Genomic DNA, 16,044 nt, shown 5'->3' with positions numbered 1-16,044 from the left:
GGTTCCGGCGAAATCGCCGGGACCCTAGCGCGGCCCGGACATCCGGACAACATGCGGATTGCAAGGCTCGACGCCGCCTACCGCCTGCAGCCGTCCGTCAGCCGTGCTCGATGTAGACCGTCTGCGTCTCCATATATTCGTAGAAGCCGTGCTTGCCGTCGGCGCCGCCGATGCCGGACTTCTTTCGCCCCGCATGGAAGCCCTGATAGGCCTCGCCGTTCTCGCGGTTGATGTAGGTCTCCCCGAATTGCAGCCGGTTGCTGACCTTCAGCGCCTTGTTGAGGTCGCTTGTATAGAGCGAGGAGGTCAGGCCGTATTCGGTGTCGTTGGCGTGATGCACGGCCTCTTCCCAGGAATCGACCACCGCGATCGGCGCCACCGGCCCGAAAATCTCCTTGCGCATGATCTCCATGTCCGAGCGGCAATCGACCAGCACGGTCGGCTCGTAATGATAGCCGCGGTTGCGGTCGGCCTGCTTGCCGCCGAGCGCCACCTTCGCGCCCTCGCCCCTGGCCCGCTCGACCATCGCGGACACCTTGTCGAGCTGCACGGCGTTGACCAGCGGACCCATGTCGAGGTCCTTCTCCGCCAGCGGGTCGCCGTAGCGCACCTTCGCCATCGAGGCCACGAACTTCTCCACGAAGGCGTCGGCCACCGGACGCTCGACGAAAATGCGTTCCGCGCAGTTGCAGACCTGGCCGGTGTTGTTGATGCGCGACTGGGTGATGGCGCGCGTGGCGAGGTCGAGATCGGCGTCCTTCAGCACGATCGCCGGCGCCTTGCCGCCGAGTTCGAGATTGACGCGGGTGAGGTTCTTCGCCGCCGCTTCCATGATCGCGATGCCCGTCGGCACGCTGCCGGTGAAGGAGACCAGATCGACGTCGGGATGGCTGGACAGCGCGGCGCCGGCCGTCCTGCCGCGCCCGCTGACGAGGTTGAACACACCTTCCGGCAGCCCGGCCTCGGCTGCCAGTTCGGCGAAGGCGAAGGCGTTGAGCGGCGTCTCCTCGCTCGACTTGATGACGATGGTGTTGCCGGCGACCAGCGCCGGCGCCAGCTTGCGGCCGATGAGATAGAACGGGAAATTCCACGGCAGGATGCCCGCCACCACGCCGACCGGCCGCCGGTAGAGCAGGATCGTCTCGCCCTTGCGGTCGCTTTCGACGATGTCGCCCTCGATGCGCCGCGCCCACTCGGCCATATAGTCCATCAGTCCGGCCATGCCGAGTACCTCACCCTTGGCGAGCGGCAGGATCTTGCCCTGCTCGCGCGAGATGATCTCAGCCAGGCCATCGGCTTTTGCGCGGATTTTTTCGGCGATGGCCCGGACATGGCCGGCGCGTTCGATCGCCGGCAGTTCCGCCCAGGAAGCTTGCGCCTTGCGCGCTGCCGCGATGGCCGCATCGACCGTCTTGGCGGACGCGTCGGGCACCTCGGCGATCGTCTCGCCCGTCGCCGGGTTGAGCACCGGAATCTGCTCCTCCGCCTTGCCGTCGATGAACTGCCCCGCGATGTAATGCCTGTATTGCGCCATGCCGCTTCTCCCGATTGTGTGTTGTCAGGCCGCGCTGTCGACCAGCGCCACGATCTTGCCCGTCACCTCGCGCCGCATCAGGCGCAGGAGGCCGTCCGGAATCTCGCCCAGGGTGATGATCTCCTCGACCATCGGATCGAGCCGCCCAGCCGCCAGGCGCTGCATGAGGTCGTCGCCGATCACCGCGAAATCGCGCTGCGTCGCCATGTGACCCGCCGCATAGGCGCCGCCCAGCCCGACCTCGTGGATGGAGGCGGCGTAGGTGTAGGAAGGCACCTCGGCCATGTTGGGCAGCGGATCGACGGAAATCAGGTGGCCGTTGTAGTGGAGGAAGGCCAGCGATTTGCGCGCATCGCCGGGATTGACCACCTCCAGCATGACGTCGACGCCTGCGCCGTCCTGCGTTTCGACCCGCACCTTCTCCAGCAATTCCGGATCGCGGTAATCGAGGACGACGTCCGCGCCGAGCTTGCGCACCGCCGCATGATGCTCCGGGCGGGCGAGGCCGATGACCTTGGCGCCCTCGGCATGCGCGAACTGTGTTGCGAAGCCGCCGACGCCGCCATTGGCGCCCTGCACGAGGATCGTCTGCCCGGCGGCGAGATGCGCCTTGCGGAACAGGCCCTGATAGGCGGTGTAGCCGGCGCAGGGCACGGCCACGGCGTCGGTCCAGGACACGGTTTCGGGCACGCGCGAGAGCACATGGACGGGCGCGACCGTGTATTCGGCGAAGACGCCGCGGCTCAGGAAGCTGTGATGGAGGACGACGCGGTCGCCGGGCTTCCAGTCGGCCACGCCCGGGCCGACGCTGTCGATGACGCCGGCCCCGTCCAGGCCCAACGGATGCGGATAGAGCCAGCCCGGCTTGTGGTCGTTGGCGAACTTCCAGTCGGCGGGATTGAGCGAGACCGCCTTGATCCGGATCCGGACCTCGCCAGGCTCCGGTTCCGGCATAGGGACGTCCGCGATGCGGACATCTTCGATGCGGCTCGAGGCCGAGGGAACAACGACTGCCTTCATGACCGGGTTCTCACGTGATCAGGTAACCGCCGTCGACGACCAGCACGGCGCCGGTGACGAAGCTGGCGAGCGGCGACGACAGGAAGACGACGGCTGCGGCGACCTCCGCCGGCTCGCCCCAGCGCTTCATCGGCGTGCGCGCAATAATCGGCTGGTTGCGCGCCGGGTCGTCGCGAAGCGCCGTGGTGAGTGGCGTGGCGATCCAGCCCGGCGCCACGGCGTTGACGCGGATGCCGTCGTCGGCATAGGCGATCGCCAGCGATTTGGTCATCTGCGCCACGCCGCCCTTCGAGGCCGAATAGGCCGGCACCAGCCCGCCGCCGAAGAAGGACAGCATCGACGCGGTGTTGACGATGGTGCCGCCGCTGTCCTTCAGCCGGCTTCTCGCCGCCGCGCAGACGCGCATGGAGCCGGTGAGATTGATATCCACCACGTCGGCGAACACGTCCGGCTCCAGTTCGGCGCCGCGACGGATCACCCCGGCGCAGTTGACGACATGATCGAGCCGGGGCCGGCTTTCCACGACGGCGCGGACGGCTGCGCCGTCGCGCACGTCGAGACGCCGGAAGTCGATTCCGGTCATTGCCTTCCTTGCGCTCTCGACCTCGGCGTCGGTCGCGCCGGTGGCCAGCACGTCCGCGCCGAGCGCCGCGAAGGCTTCGGCAGCGGCCGCACCGATGCCGGACGTGCCGCCCGTCACCAGCACGTTTCCGCCGGCGAACAGGTCGGGGCGAAGCGCCTCCAGCGCCCCTTTCGCGTCAACGGATGAATTGATCGACATAATCCTCGCCCAGTCCGACGCGGGCATAATGCTCGCGGCACATGTCGATCTTGGTGAACACGTCCTCGAAGCCGAGCGGCTCGCCATAGGCATCGACGTAGTACATGATGCCGTTGACTTGGAAGTAGGTGATCATCTCCTCGACATCGTCCGGCACCACCAGCGTATGGGTCTCGCCCGGCGGTTCGAAGACGTAGCCGCCCTCTTCCGCCACCCAGTCGTGCTCGAGGTAATGCCAGCGGCCCTTCAGCACCCAGCCATGCACCGCCTGCGGATGGCGATGGCGGCTCAGCACGCCGGATTTGCGCACCTTCAAGAGGTTCATCCAGTAGCCCTGCGAGCGGTTGAGGCACAGCGGCCGGAACCAGACGTTCTCGCCCTGCGGCACCCAGACGCGCTCGTCCTTGGGAATGCCGTCGGGAATGACGAGATCCGGCAGGGTCTCCTTCGGCATCGGAAGCTGATACGGCATCCTCGGGTTCGGGTCCTTGCGCATCGGAGGCATGAGCGTTCTCCCTAGACGGCAGCCGCGACGGGCTGACTGGGCTGGGTTGACGACAGGTCGGCCGGCGTCTTGCGCGGTCGGCCCAGGATGAATTCGGCGGCCTTGTCGGCCACGACCAGAACGGCGGCGTTCGTGTTGCCGCTGATGATGGTCGGAATGACGGAGGCGTCGGCGATCCGGACGCCCTCGACGCCGTTCAGCGTCAGCCGGGTGGATACGACCGCTTCGGGATCGCCCTCGCGGCCCATGCGGCAGGTGCCGACTGGATGGTACACGGTCTTGACGAAACGGCGCGCATGAGCGGCACGGTCCTCGTCCGACGTCTTGTCGGGACCGGGGAAGACCTCGCTGGCGATCATCGAGCGCAGCGGCTCCTGCGCCAGGATCTCGCGGGCGCGCCGGATCCCGCCGATGGAGAGCCGCAGATCTTCCGGATCGGCGAGATAGTTGGGATCGACCAGCGGCTGGTCGTCCGGAGCGGCGGATGCGAGCCGCACCGTGCCGCGCGAGCGCGGACGCGCCACGCAGGAATTGAGCGTGATGCCGTAGCTCGCCTTCTGGTCGGTGTGGTCCTTGTCGAGATAGACAGTCGGAACGCAGAACTGCTGGATCTTCGGCGTCGCGGAAAGGTCGTCGGGATCGAAGAACGCACCCGCCTCGACCCCGTTCGAGGTGACGGGGCCGGTGCGGTTGAGCAGGTATTCCATGCCGTTGCGCATCTGTCTCCAGCCGCGGTCGTGGCCGTAATAGCCGTACGGGCCGTTGCACAGCGCCACGACCGGCGTTTCCGTGTGGTCCTGCAGGTTGGCGCCGACGCCGGGCAGGTCCACCACCGGCGACACGCCGTGCGCGCGTAGGTGATCGGCCGGACCGATGCCCGACAGCATCAGGATCTTCGGCGTAGCGATCGCCCCGGCCGCCATCACGACCTCGGCGCCGCAACGCGCTTCGCCAAGCTTGTCGCCTTCACTGTAGCGTACGCCGACGGCGCGTCCGTTCTCGATAATCACCGAATGGGCGAGCACGCCGGTCCTGACGGTGACACGCCCCGTCCGCATCGCCGGACGCAGGAACGCATCCACGGCGGAGCAGCGGCGGCCGTCGCGGGTGTTCACCTGATAGGTCCCGACGCCGCGCTGACTTATGCCGTTGAAATCGCCATTGTGCGGCAGGCCGACGCCCTGCGCCGCGAGCACGAACGCGCGTGACAGTTCCGAGACATGGCGGAGATCGGAAACCTTCCACGGGCCGCCGACGCCGTGATAGCGGTCGTTCAGCCGCTCGTTGTCCTCCATGTCCGTGAAATAGGGCAGCAGCGACGCATAATTCCATTGGTCGTCGCCCGTCTGGCTTGACCACAAGTCGTAGTCGGCGGGCTGGCCGCGCATGTAGACCATCGCGTTGACCGACGAACCGCCGCCGAGCACGCGGCCCTGGGGCACGATCGGTGTGCGGCCGCCGAGATGCGCCTGTGGCACGGACTTGTAGAACCACATGTAGCGCTCGACGCCGAGCAGCTTGACGAACCCCGCCGGCATCCGGATCAGCGGATTGCGGTCGTCGGGACCGGCTTCGAGCACGAGCACCGTATGCCCCGCCTCGGCCAGCCGCGCCGCGACGAGACAGCCGGACGTTCCTCCGCCCACGACGATGTAGTCGTATGTCGGCGCGGCCATGACCCTTCCTACGCGGCGAGGTCGTCGTCGATGCGACGCGAATTGTCCTGCGGGAAGAGAAGCAGGTGATCGGGGTCGATGGTGAGCGGAACGACCTCGCCACGCCGCGGCCGCACGGAAGGATGCGCGACCAGCGTGAAGCGCACCTTGCCGACATCCACCATCACCAGGTTCTGGTCCTGCAATTCCTCGGTGACGAACACCTTGCCTTTCAGCACGAGCGGACCGTTGGCGCCGATCGACAGGAAATGCGGCCGCACGGCCGCGAGCGCCTCGGAGCCGAGCTGCGTGGCCGTATCGGAAAGGCGTTCAGGCAACGTGAGCGTCTGCCCTTCGAAAGCGAGCGTCCAGCGCCCGCCGTCCCTTGCCAGCCGGCAATCGAAGAAGTTGATCGGCGGCTCTCCGACGAAGCCGGCCACGAAGGCGTTGACGGGCCGGGCATAGATCTCGTCGGGCGGCGCCATCTGCTGGATGAGGCCGTTGCTCATGACCATGACGCGGTCGGCGAGCGCCAGCGCTTCTTCCTGATCGTGGGTCACGTAGATCATCGTGTAGTGATACTGCTGGTGCAACTGCTTGATGAAGCGACGCATGCGATACCGCTGGCGCGTATCAAGATGGCTGATCGGCTCGTCGAGCAGGAATACCGAAGGCTTGCGCACCAAAGCCCTCGCGAGACCGACACGCTGCGCCTGGCCCGACGACAGGCCCTGGGGCTTCAGGCCCAGCAAGGGCACCAGTTCCATCTTTTCGGCGATGTCGCGCACCCGCCGGTCGATCTCGTCCGCGTTCATGCCCGCCGAGCGCAATGGAAAGGCGATGTTCTCGTGAATCGAGATGGTCGGGTAGAGCGCATAGGATTCGAACGACATGGCGACGTTGCGGTCGCGCGCGCGGATGTCGTTGACCACCTTGCCGTCGATCTCGATGGTTCCTTCCGTCACGGTTTCGAGCCCCGCGATCATGCGCATGGTCGAGGACTTGCCGCAGCCCGACGGGCCGAGGATCGCCACGAATTCCCCGTCGGCGATTTCGAAATCGATGCCGTGGACGGCCTTCACCGTGCCGTAGCGCTTGACCAGGCCGGTCGCCTTTATCGAAGCCATCGCTCTCTCCTCAGACCGAAGGAACGGCGTGCACGACGGCGCACGTGTCCTGGAAAAGATGCACGGCGTCGCGCGGGAAGGCGATCGCCACCTCCTCGCCGACATGGATGGACGTATGCGCCGGAACCGAAACCGAGACCTGATCGCGGCCGATGCCGACAAGCGCGATCTTGGAGTGCCCGAGATGCTCGATCACGTCGACCCTGCCGCGCAGCGCCGCGCTGTCGCCCTGCTGCGCCAGCCGCACCTCGTTGGAACGGAACCCGACCTGGATCGCCGCGTCGGCCGGCCTCAGTCCGTCGAGGGCATCGGCGCGAAGGGTCGCGACCGGCATGCCGTCCGGCGTCAAGAAGGCGACGCGGTCCGCCTCGCGGCGCGGCTCGACGGTGATGAAGCTCATGGGCGGATCGCCGACGAAGGACGCCACGAAGGCATTCGCCGGCCGATGATAGAGATCGGCCGGCGTCCCGATCTGTTCCAGGCGACCCTGATTGAGCACGGCGACCCGGTCGCCCAGCGCCAGCGCCTCGCGCGACGAGGTCGTCGTGAACACCACGGTCGCATTGAGGTCGTCGGCGAGCGCCTTGAGCTCGGCCCGGATCTTGTGCCGGAGCTTGGCGTCGAGATGCCCCACCGGTTCGTCGAGGAGATAGATGTCGGCGGGGCGGATGATGGCGCGGCCGAGCGCCACGCGCTGGCGCTGGCCGCCCGACAGGAAGCCCGGCCGGCGGTCGAGGAGATGGCCGATGCCGAGGATTTCGGCGATGCGCCTGACGCGCTGGTCGATCTCGGCCCGCGCCATGCCGCGCGCGTGAAGCGGAAAGGCGAGGTTCTCGCCGACGCTCAGATGCGAATAGAGCGCGTAGTTCTCGAAGGCCATGGCGGCGTCGCGCCGCTCGGGCGGCAAGTGCAGGATCGAGACCCCGTCGCGCAGCACGTCGCCGGTGGTCGGGCGGGTGATGCCGGCCAGGATGTTGAGGATCGTGCTCTTGCCCGCGCCCGCCGGTCCGTAGATGACGAGGAATTCCTTGTCCCGCACCGTCAGGTCGATCTTGCGCAGCGCCACCTTGGCAAGGCCGTAGCGCTTGTGGACTGCCTTGAGCTCGTACATCAGACGGCCTCCTCCATGAGCGCCCTCACCTCGGCCTCGGCGCGCGCGCGCTCGGCGACGGCGCGCGACCGTGCCCTGAGGAAGAAGGCGAGTGCCAGCGCGACGGCGACGACGTTCATGACGACGACCGAGACGGACTGGCTGCCGAAATACTGCTCGACCAGGCCGAGCCACGCGAAGACGACGCCGATATAGATGAGGACGGCGCGGAAGCCGGCGTCCCAGGCTTGACTGAAACTCATGACCTCACCCCCTTACCGCGCCGAAGGTCAGGCCGCGCACCATGTAGCGCTGCATCAGGAGCACGAAGGCCATCATCGGCAGGACGCTGATGGTTGCGGCGGCCGCGACCGGCCCCCACAGGATGCCCTGCAGCGTGAAGAAGGATTCCACCCCCACCGTGATCGTGCTCGCCGTCTTGCGGGTCAGGATGTAGGCGAACAGGAACTCGTTCCAGCAGAAGATCAGCGTGAAGACCCCCGTCACTGCGATGCCCGGAGCCGCCAGCGGGAAGACCACCTTGCGCAGGACCTTCATGCGCGACAGGCCGTCGAGACGTGCGGAGTGCTCCAGCTCGCGCGGAATGTCCTGGAAGAACGACACCAGCAGCCAGATGGCGAAGGGCAGGTTGAACATCGTATAGGAGATGATCAACGCGCCCGGCTGGTCGAGCCCTACGCCCAGGAACCGGCCGACGGCGGTCTTGCCGGTGTCGCGGAAGATCAGGAAGTAGGGCAGGATCACCGCGATGGCCGGGAACATCTTGGTCGACAGGATGAAGAACAGGATGTGGCCGTCGCCGACATTGTAGCGGGCGAAGCTGTAAGCGGCGAGCGCGCCGGCCACCACCACCAGCACGGTCGAGGTGACGGAGATGAACAGCGTGTTCTTGATGTAGAACAGGAAGTTCTTCTCCCAGATCGCGTGGACGTAGTTGTCGAGCGTCGGCGTGAACAGGAAGCGCGGCGGCGACACCATCACGTCCTGCGGCGGCTTGAAGGAGGTCACGACCATCCACAGGATCGGAAAGACGATGAAGGCGAGCACCAGGACGATGAGACCGTAGCGCAGGGCTTCGGTGGCGAAACTTGTCGGGCGTTGCAGCATGGCGGGGTCCTCTCTCAGCCTTCCGACGCGCGGGTCGAGAACTGCTTCAGGAGCGGTGCGAGGGCGAACAGGCTGGCGACCAGCATGGCGTAGAGGAAGAACACGGCCATGGTGGACGCATAATCCATGCGGAACAGCTTCAGCCCGGTGCGGTAGAGATAGAAGGTCATCGACTCGGTGGTCGTTCCCGGCCCGCCGCGGGTCAGCACCGCCACTGCGTCGTAGAGGCGCACGCTGTCGATCGTGCGCAGCACCAGCACCAGGAACAGCACCGGCTTCAGCATCGGGAAGGTGAGCGTGCGCAGCACCCTGAACGTGCTCGCGCCGTCCAGTTCCGCCGCCTCGAAGGGCTCCTTCGGCAGCGCCTGGAGGCCGGCCAGCGCGATCAGGGCAACGAAGGGCGTCCATTGCCAGACGTCGAACAGCACCACCGACCACAGCGCTATGGTGTAGTCGCCAAGCCAGTTCGGCTGCGGCAGGTGAAGCAGGCCGAGGAAATAGTTAATCAGCCCGAACTGCGTGTCGTAGAGATAACGCCAGAACAGGCCGGTGACCGCGGCCGAGGTCGCCAGCGGCAGGACCATGAGACTGCGGATGATGCCCTTTCCGGCCGTCGCGCCGTTGATCAGGAAGGCGATCGCGATGCCGAGCACCATTTCGAGGGCGACGGCGGACACGGTGAACTGCAGCGTCACGCCGACTGATTTCCAGAAGGCCTCGTCGGCAAGCACGATGCGGTAGTTGTCGAGGCCGACGAAGTCGCCCAGCCTTCCACGCGTCAGATCGGCGAAGCGGAACGAGACGTCGAGCGCATAGGCGAGCGGCAAAAGGGCAAAGACCAGGATCACGACCATGGCGGGCGTGATCAGCAGGATCGAAAACCACCTGTCCGACATGCCGGCCGACATCGTCGCGGGGCGGCGCGTCTGCGAGGCTGGAATGGACATGGATTGCGACATCAAGGGTACTCCGGAAACGATGTTCTGTCTGGCCGGTCGCGCGGCGGAGCCTTGGGAACTCCGTCGCGCGATCGGTCCTGGTCCGGGAGGACGATCACTTGCCGATCGGGCACGGACCGCCGCAGATCTTCTCGACGTCCGAGGCCAATTGCTCCGCCGCCTGGCGTGCATTGATCTGGCCGGCAGCCGCCGCCTGCAACGGTATCTGCATGGTGTTGTAGATCTTGGCGCCGAAGGGCGTGTCGAACAGGTTCGAACGGAACCCCTTCATGTCGTCGAAGATCTTCAGCAGCGTGGCGAAATGGCCGGTCTTGGCGCGGCTTTCCGGCGTCGCGAACTGCGGGTCGGACAGCACGCTCATCAGCGTCGAGGTGCCGCCGGCCTTGGCGAACTCCATCTGCGCGTCATGGCCGCCGATATAGGCGACGAAATCCATCGCCTCCTTGGGATGCGTCGAGCTTGCAGACACGGCCAGCAGGAAGCCACCGATATAGGCCTTCTTCTCCGGTGCTTCGGCAACACCCATCCTGGCGCCGGGCACGCTCTGCTCCGTCGTCACCGCATTCGGCCACTGATCGAGGAAGAACGAATAGGTCTGGGCGATCTGGCCGTCCTTCATCTGGTTCATCACGCCGTCATAGGTGACGGTCAGCGCCGCCGGCGGGGCGAACTTCACCAGCTTGAGGTAGTCGTCCATCGCCTTCTCGACCGCGTCGACCGGCACCTTGCCGTCGTCGGTCAGCCAGTCGGCGCCCTGGCTCCACAGCACGCCCGACATCTCGTCCTGGATTTCGGGGAACGGCCCCGCCATCAGGCCGACGCCGTAGAAATCCTTCGTCAGTTCCTCGCCCTTCAGCTTGTCGCCCTTCTTGCGGGTGAAGAATTCGGCGATGTCGCGATGCTGCGCCCAGGTGGTGGGCACGGCGAGGTCGTAGCCGTATTTTGCCTTGAAGGCGGCCTGCTCGGTCGGGTCGTCGAACAGGTCGGCGCGATAGATGTAGCCGGCCGTATAGGTGTAGTAGGGCAAGCCCCAGACATCGCCCTTGTACTGCGTGGTAAGCGCCGCCAGCGTCGGCGCGACGTCGTCGAGCTGCGCCTTCTTGTCGGCGAAATAGTCCGTCATCGGCAGGATGAAGCCGTTCTCGGCGAACTCCGCCTTTTCGGACGTCTCCAGTGTGACGACGTCATAGGCGCCGGTCTGGCCGACCATCTCGATGACCTGCTTGTTGTAGAGCTGCGAATTGTCGATGTTGACGACATTGACCTTCACGCAGTTCTTCGCCTCGAAGCCGGACACCAGCTTGGCCATCGCGTCGGTGTAGAAGCCGGCGATGGTCGACCAGGTGATCGGCACGCGGTCGGCGTCATTGCACGCCTGTGCCGAGGCGACCCCGACGGTGGCAACGAGTGCGGTCGACGCGACCGCCCCGGCAATCAGTATCTGCTTCATTCCCAAATCCTCCCTTTTCATCGTCCGGCGCGACCGCGGCCGGCCCGAATGCCTCAAATCCGCGATATTTCCTGCGGCGTCGTGTCCGCGTCTTCCGCGCCCGCAAGCAGGTCCAGAAAGGCCGCAGTCTCGAGATCGACCGGTATCCCCTCCCGCTCGCGTTCGGCCTCGATGGTCCATTCCCTGTCGCCGGGCGCCATCGTGTCCGGTCCCGCCCCGCGGACGGCGCCGAGATAGGCCGCCATGCCGGCGCGGAAGACTTCGGCGCCGCCGAAGCGCGCCGGGTCGATAGCGAGAAAGAAATGCCCCATGTTTCGCGGCGTCGTCCTGTCGCCGGCGCCGACCATCGGGATCATGGCGTGGTCGGCAGTCATGCCCTGCAACACAGCCGAAAGCACGGTCGCGACGCCGGCAAGCGCCGCACCCTTGAAGCCGAACTCCTCGCCGCCGAGGGGAAGCAGCATCGAGGCCGCATGCGCGTCGCGCGTGGCCGTGCCGTCCGCCCCGGCCGCCACGCCCTGCGGCAATTCCTTGCCGAGCGCGCGAAACAGCAACACGCGGTTGAGCGGTATCGACGAGGTCGCCATGTCGACCAGCCAGGGGCGCCGGCCGCCGCTCGGTGCGGCGAAGGCCAGCGGGTTAGTGCCGTGGAAGGGCTTCGCCCCGCCGAACAGGGTCACGGCCGAATCCGAATTGGTCGTGGCGAAGCCGATCATTCCTGCCTGAGCCACGGCAACGGCATAAGCTCCGGCCGCGCCGAAATGCGAGGACCGCACCACGCCAACCGCGCCGACGCCGGCCTCGCGCGCCAGCGCGACCGCCTCTTCCATCGCACGATAGCCAGCGAGATGGCCCAACCCGTCGTCCCCGTCGACGACGGCTGTGGCGGCGGCGGTGCGCCGTACGGAAATGTCGGGATTCCCTTTCACCCGGCCGGCGCGAAGAACCGAATCGTAATGGCTCACCAGACGTACGCCGTGGCTGTCCACGCCGATGCGCGAAGCGTGCATGAGCGCCCTGACGCAGGCGTCCGCCGCCGTCCCGGACGCACCCGCGGCAAGCAGCCTCTGCCAGAGGCTGCGCGACAGGATGTCCGCTTCGATCCTTACAGTTGCCGTCATGGGCTTGCAGCCAGATACGCAGTTGCCATTTGGCATCTGGCGTATCATATCTGATATCTCAGTCAAACGATAATTGCGGACCGACGTGCGAATCGCACAATAAGTCGACAAGGAAGGGGAACGACCATGGCGCTGGAACGAGGACCGTCGCTGACCGAGCAGGCGGCGGACGAAATACGGATCAGGATCGTGCGCGGCGCCCTGCAGTTGGGCGAGTCGCTGTCCGAGATCATGCTCGCCAAGGATCTGGGGGTCAGCAAGACCCCGGTGCGCGAAGCCCTCATGCAGCTCAAGCGCGAAGGGCTTGTGGAAGTTCACCCGCAGCGCGGCACCTTCGTCTTTTCGATGAGCCCGGAACAGGTCGGCGAGCTTTCCGAGTTGCGCGGCATACTGGAGACGGCAGCGCTGCGCCTGGCGCTGGAACGGAACGCCGCTGCGCTTGTCCAAAGCTGGGCGGGAACCGTCGGGGAGATGAAAGCGGCCCTCTCCGAAAGCGACGCCGAACGCTACCGGATCCTCGACGGGGCGTTTCACCGCACGATGTTCGAACTGGCGGGCAACGCCTACCTGCTGGAAGCCTTCACCACCATCGCCTTCCGGGTCCAGGCGCTGCGGAACCGCCTCTCGCTTGAGGCGGAACTCAACAGCACCTCGTTCGGCGAACACGAAGACCTGCTGCGGCTGGCTCGTAGCGGCGACGCCACGGCCGCGCAAGCGCTGCTCGTCCGTCACATCGAATGGACGCGATCCCACTATCTGGCGAAGCTGGCCGGCAACGGGGCGCCGGGCCAGGGAACAGCCTGACGAGAGCGGGAAACCGCGGCGACCGCCACGGAGCCCATCGCCTCCCACCGCCCCATTTTGTATCTTTGCTACAGACTCGTTGCACATATCACCCGTCACGGGGCGAAAAGACCCGTGATCGTTCCTCCCTTAGCGACATTTACCCAATGATTGCCCATTGACAGTGATTGTCAAGGTAGTTTTATTACAAAACTGAGGCGGCCTTGAGGGGAAGCCGGGAGGTTCGACATGTATTCAGAAATGCTCCGGCTGGACGGACGGAAGGCGCTCGTGACCGGCGGCAGCCGCGGCATCGGCTACGAATGCGCCCGCGCGCTCGGCCAGATGGGGGCGCGGGTGGTGCTGTCCGCACGCGGCGAGGCGGAAGGCGGGCAAGCGGCGGAAAGTCTTTCAGGCGAAGGAATCGACGCCACCTTCGTCGCTGCCGACCTGACCGCACCTGACGGACCGGCAAGGCTCGTGAACGCCGCGGCGGAAGCGCTCGACGGCCTGGACATCCTCGTCAACAATGCGGGCGTCGCCCGACACAAGGCGAGCCTCGACGTCGATCGGGCGCTGTGGGACGAAGTGATCGACACCAACCTGACCAGCCTGTTCCTGTGCTGTCAGGCAGCCATTCCCCTGATGATCGAGGCCGGCGGCGGGTCGATCGTGAATGTCGGGTCGATCTCGGGCTTCATCAGCAACATTCCCCAGCACCAGGTCGCCTACAACGCATCGAAGGCCGGCGTGCACATGGTCACCAAGTCGCTCGCGGGCGAATTCGTCGAGCGGAATATCCGCGTCAACGCCGTCGCGCCCGGTTATATCGAGACCGCCATGACAAAGGGCGGGCTGGAAGACCCCGATTGGGCGAGAATCTGGAACGGCATGACGCCGATGGGGCGTCCCGGCAAATCGAGCGAGGTCGCCTCGATGGTTCTGTTCCTCGCCTCCGACGCGGCCAGCTACATGACGGGATCCATCGTCACCATCGACGGCGGCTACACGCTGCGCTGACTTGACAATCAACGGCAACCGGGAGGACCACCACCAATGTCACGCGCTTACGGCGGCCCAGGAAAATACATTCAGCGGCGCGGTGAGATCGACAGGCTCGCCGCCCATGTCGCGCCGCTCGGCACGAAGGCGCTGGTCCTCATCGACAAGGTGATGTTCGAAGCGCTCAAGCCGCGGGTCGAGAAAGGGCTGGGCGGCGACATCGAGGCCCGGTTCGAGCGGTTCAACGGCGAGTGCTCCTGGGCCGAGATCAAGCGCGTCACGGCGATCGCATCGGACGCCGGGGTCGGCGTGGTCGTGGCGGTCGGCGGCGGCAAGACCATCGACACCGCCAAGGTCACCGCCATGAACACCGACGCCCGCATCGTCGTGGTACCGACCATCGCCTCCACCGACGCGCCGTGCAGCGCCGTCGCGGTCGTCTACGACGAGCACGGCGTCTTCGTCGAGTCGCTGCGGCTGGCGCGCAATCCCGACGTGGTGGCCGTCGATCCCGAAGTGGTGGTCGCCGCCCCTGCCCGCTTCCTGGTCGCCGGCATCGGCGACGCGCTGTCGACCTGGTTCGAGGCGCGTTCCAACCTCGAATCGCGCACGGACAACTATGTCGCCGGCGGGTTTCCCGCGACGCAGGCCGGCATCGCGATCGCCGAGAAATGCCACGAGGTATTGATGCGCGACGGCCTCAAGGCCAGGGCCGCCGTCGAAGAGGGCCTGTGCACCGCCGCGGTGGAGAACATCATCGAGGCCAACACGCTGCTGTCCGGCCTCGGATTCGAGAATTGCGGCTGCTCGGCCGCCCACGGCATCCACGACGCGCTGACCCAGCTCGACGAGACGCACGGCTTCCTGCACGGCGAGAAGGTCGCCTTCGGCGTGCTCTGCCTGCTCATGCTGGAGGACCGCGATCCGGACGAGATCGAGGCCATGATCCATTTCTGCCGCGCGATGGGCCTGCCGACGACGCTGGCCGACCTGAAGATCGTCGAGGACGTCGAGGCCAAGATCGAGCGCGTCGCGACCGCCGCCCTGAAGAACCCGGACGACATCATCTACGCGACGCCGGTGGCGCTCAGCGTGCCGCTGCTGCGCGATTCCATCCTGGCGCTCGACGCCTTTTCGCGCGCGCTGGATTGAGGAGAGGCACGATGGCAAGCAAGCCGCTCGTCATGATTACCGGCGCCAGCGCCGGCATAGGTCAGGAAACGGCGCGCGTCTTTTCGCAGGCCGGCCATCCCCTGCTGCTGATCGCGCGCCGGCCCGAGCGGATCGAGGCGATGGGCCTTCCCGACACGCTGGCCGTCGGCGCGGACGTGCGCGACTACGACGCGCTCGTGGCGGCCGTCGAGGAAGGCGAAAGAAAATTCGGACCGGTGGACTGCCTCATCAACAATGCCGGCATCTCGCGGCTGGCGCGGCTGGACGAGCAGGACCCGAAGGAATGGCGCGACCTGGTCGACATCAATTGCCTCGGCGTGCTCAACGGCATGCACGCGGTGTCGTCAGGCATGAAAGCGCGACGGCGCGGCACCATCATCAGCGTCTCGTCCATCGCCGGGCGCAAGATCTATCCGCACCACGACGTCTATGGCGGAACCAAGCACTTCGTCCATGCGATCAGCGAAGGGCTGCGGCAGACCATGTCGGCGCATGGCGTGCGGGTGATGGTCATCTCGCCCGGCGTGACCAAGTCGGAGATCGACAAGACCATCACGCACCAGAACGCCTACGACTTCTGGAACAAGGGACGCGAGGCCATGGACGGCGGCATCGACGCCAACGACGTCGCCCGCACCATGCTGTTCGCCTACCAGCTTCCCCAGACCGTCAATCTCCAGGAGATGACGATCACCCACACGCGCCAAGAGTTCTGA

Annotated in this window: 16 protein-coding genes; 4 read left to right on the top strand and 12 right to left on the bottom strand. The window is 66.1% G+C overall.

Features of this window, described 5'->3' with window-relative positions; translation table 11 throughout:
- Positions 1–97 precede the first annotated feature (97 nt).
- From aldA to ABMA46_RS08660, 12 genes are all read right to left on the bottom strand, one after another.
- Positions 98–1,534: an aldehyde dehydrogenase gene (gene aldA / locus ABMA46_RS08715; protein ID WP_348998954.1), complete on the bottom strand. Its 1,437-nt coding sequence runs from the start codon at positions 1,532–1,534 to the stop codon at positions 98–100.
- A gap of 24 nt (positions 1,535–1,558) precedes the next feature.
- Entirely contained in the window at positions 1,559–2,554 is a 996-nt protein-coding gene (locus ABMA46_RS08710; RefSeq protein ID WP_348998953.1) for a zinc-binding dehydrogenase, read from the bottom strand.
- A 10-nt stretch (positions 2,555–2,564) separates the two neighbouring features.
- On the bottom strand, positions 2,565–3,335 hold the full coding sequence (locus ABMA46_RS08705) for an SDR family NAD(P)-dependent oxidoreductase (protein WP_348998952.1): 771 nt from the start codon (positions 3,333–3,335) through the stop codon (positions 2,565–2,567).
- Positions 3,313–3,840, bottom strand: a complete 528-nt coding sequence (locus tag ABMA46_RS08700; RefSeq protein ID WP_080919822.1) for a 2,4'-dihydroxyacetophenone dioxygenase family protein — start codon at positions 3,838–3,840, stop codon at positions 3,313–3,315. Before ABMA46_RS08700 ends, ABMA46_RS08705 begins: the two co-directional genes overlap by 23 nt.
- An 11-nt stretch (positions 3,841–3,851) precedes the next feature.
- Positions 3,852–5,516 carry a GMC family oxidoreductase gene (locus tag ABMA46_RS08695; RefSeq protein WP_348998951.1) on the bottom strand — a complete coding sequence of 555 codons (1,665 nt, stop codon included), beginning with the start codon at positions 5,514–5,516 and terminating at the stop codon, positions 3,852–3,854.
- 8 nt (positions 5,517–5,524) lie between these two features.
- Entirely contained in the window at positions 5,525–6,622 is a 1,098-nt protein-coding gene (locus ABMA46_RS08690) for an ABC transporter ATP-binding protein (RefSeq protein ID WP_348998950.1), read from the bottom strand.
- A gap of 10 nt (positions 6,623–6,632) precedes the next feature.
- A complete protein-coding gene (locus ABMA46_RS08685) occupies positions 6,633–7,733 on the bottom strand; it encodes an ABC transporter ATP-binding protein (RefSeq protein WP_348998949.1) in 1,101 nt (366 codons plus the stop codon).
- Positions 7,733–7,975, bottom strand: a complete 243-nt coding sequence (locus ABMA46_RS08680) for a hypothetical protein (RefSeq protein WP_348998948.1) — start codon at positions 7,973–7,975, stop codon at positions 7,733–7,735. The genes ABMA46_RS08685 and ABMA46_RS08680 overlap by 1 nt, the downstream gene beginning before the upstream one ends.
- Positions 7,976–7,979: 4 nt before the next feature.
- A complete protein-coding gene (locus tag ABMA46_RS08675; protein WP_348998947.1) occupies positions 7,980–8,840 on the bottom strand; it encodes a carbohydrate ABC transporter permease in 861 nt (286 codons plus the stop codon).
- A 14-nt stretch (positions 8,841–8,854) separates the two neighbouring features.
- Positions 8,855–9,799 carry a carbohydrate ABC transporter permease gene (locus ABMA46_RS08670; RefSeq protein WP_348998946.1) on the bottom strand — a complete coding sequence of 315 codons (945 nt, stop codon included), beginning with the start codon at positions 9,797–9,799 and terminating at the stop codon, positions 8,855–8,857.
- Between the two features lie 94 nt (positions 9,800–9,893).
- Positions 9,894–11,249, bottom strand: a complete 1,356-nt coding sequence (locus tag ABMA46_RS08665) for an ABC transporter substrate-binding protein (protein ID WP_348998945.1) — start codon at positions 11,247–11,249, stop codon at positions 9,894–9,896.
- A 53-nt stretch (positions 11,250–11,302) separates the two neighbouring features.
- Positions 11,303–12,370: an Ldh family oxidoreductase gene (locus tag ABMA46_RS08660; RefSeq protein WP_348998944.1), complete on the bottom strand. Its 1,068-nt coding sequence runs from the start codon at positions 12,368–12,370 to the stop codon at positions 11,303–11,305.
- A gap of 126 nt (positions 12,371–12,496) precedes the next feature.
- Between ABMA46_RS08660 and ABMA46_RS08655 the strand changes: the two genes are divergently transcribed.
- From ABMA46_RS08655 to ABMA46_RS08640, 4 genes are all read left to right on the top strand, one after another.
- Positions 12,497–13,174, top strand: a complete 678-nt coding sequence (locus tag ABMA46_RS08655) for a GntR family transcriptional regulator (RefSeq protein ID WP_348998943.1) — start codon at positions 12,497–12,499, stop codon at positions 13,172–13,174.
- A 228-nt stretch (positions 13,175–13,402) separates the two neighbouring features.
- A complete protein-coding gene (locus ABMA46_RS08650; protein ID WP_348998942.1) occupies positions 13,403–14,173 on the top strand; it encodes an SDR family NAD(P)-dependent oxidoreductase in 771 nt (256 codons plus the stop codon).
- 36 nt (positions 14,174–14,209) lie between these two features.
- On the top strand, positions 14,210–15,307 hold the full coding sequence (locus ABMA46_RS08645) for a glycerol dehydrogenase (protein ID WP_348998941.1): 1,098 nt from the start codon (positions 14,210–14,212) through the stop codon (positions 15,305–15,307).
- Between the two features lie 11 nt (positions 15,308–15,318).
- A complete protein-coding gene (locus ABMA46_RS08640; protein WP_348998940.1) occupies positions 15,319–16,044 on the top strand; it encodes an SDR family oxidoreductase in 726 nt (241 codons plus the stop codon).

Origin of the sequence: Mesorhizobium hunchu, from assembly GCF_040081975.1 — a bacterium.
Taxonomy (GTDB): domain Bacteria; phylum Pseudomonadota; class Alphaproteobacteria; order Rhizobiales; family Rhizobiaceae; genus Mesorhizobium; species Mesorhizobium hunchu.
The sequence above is the reverse complement of the archived record's forward strand: the minus strand, read 5'-3'. Positions and strand labels throughout refer to the sequence as shown.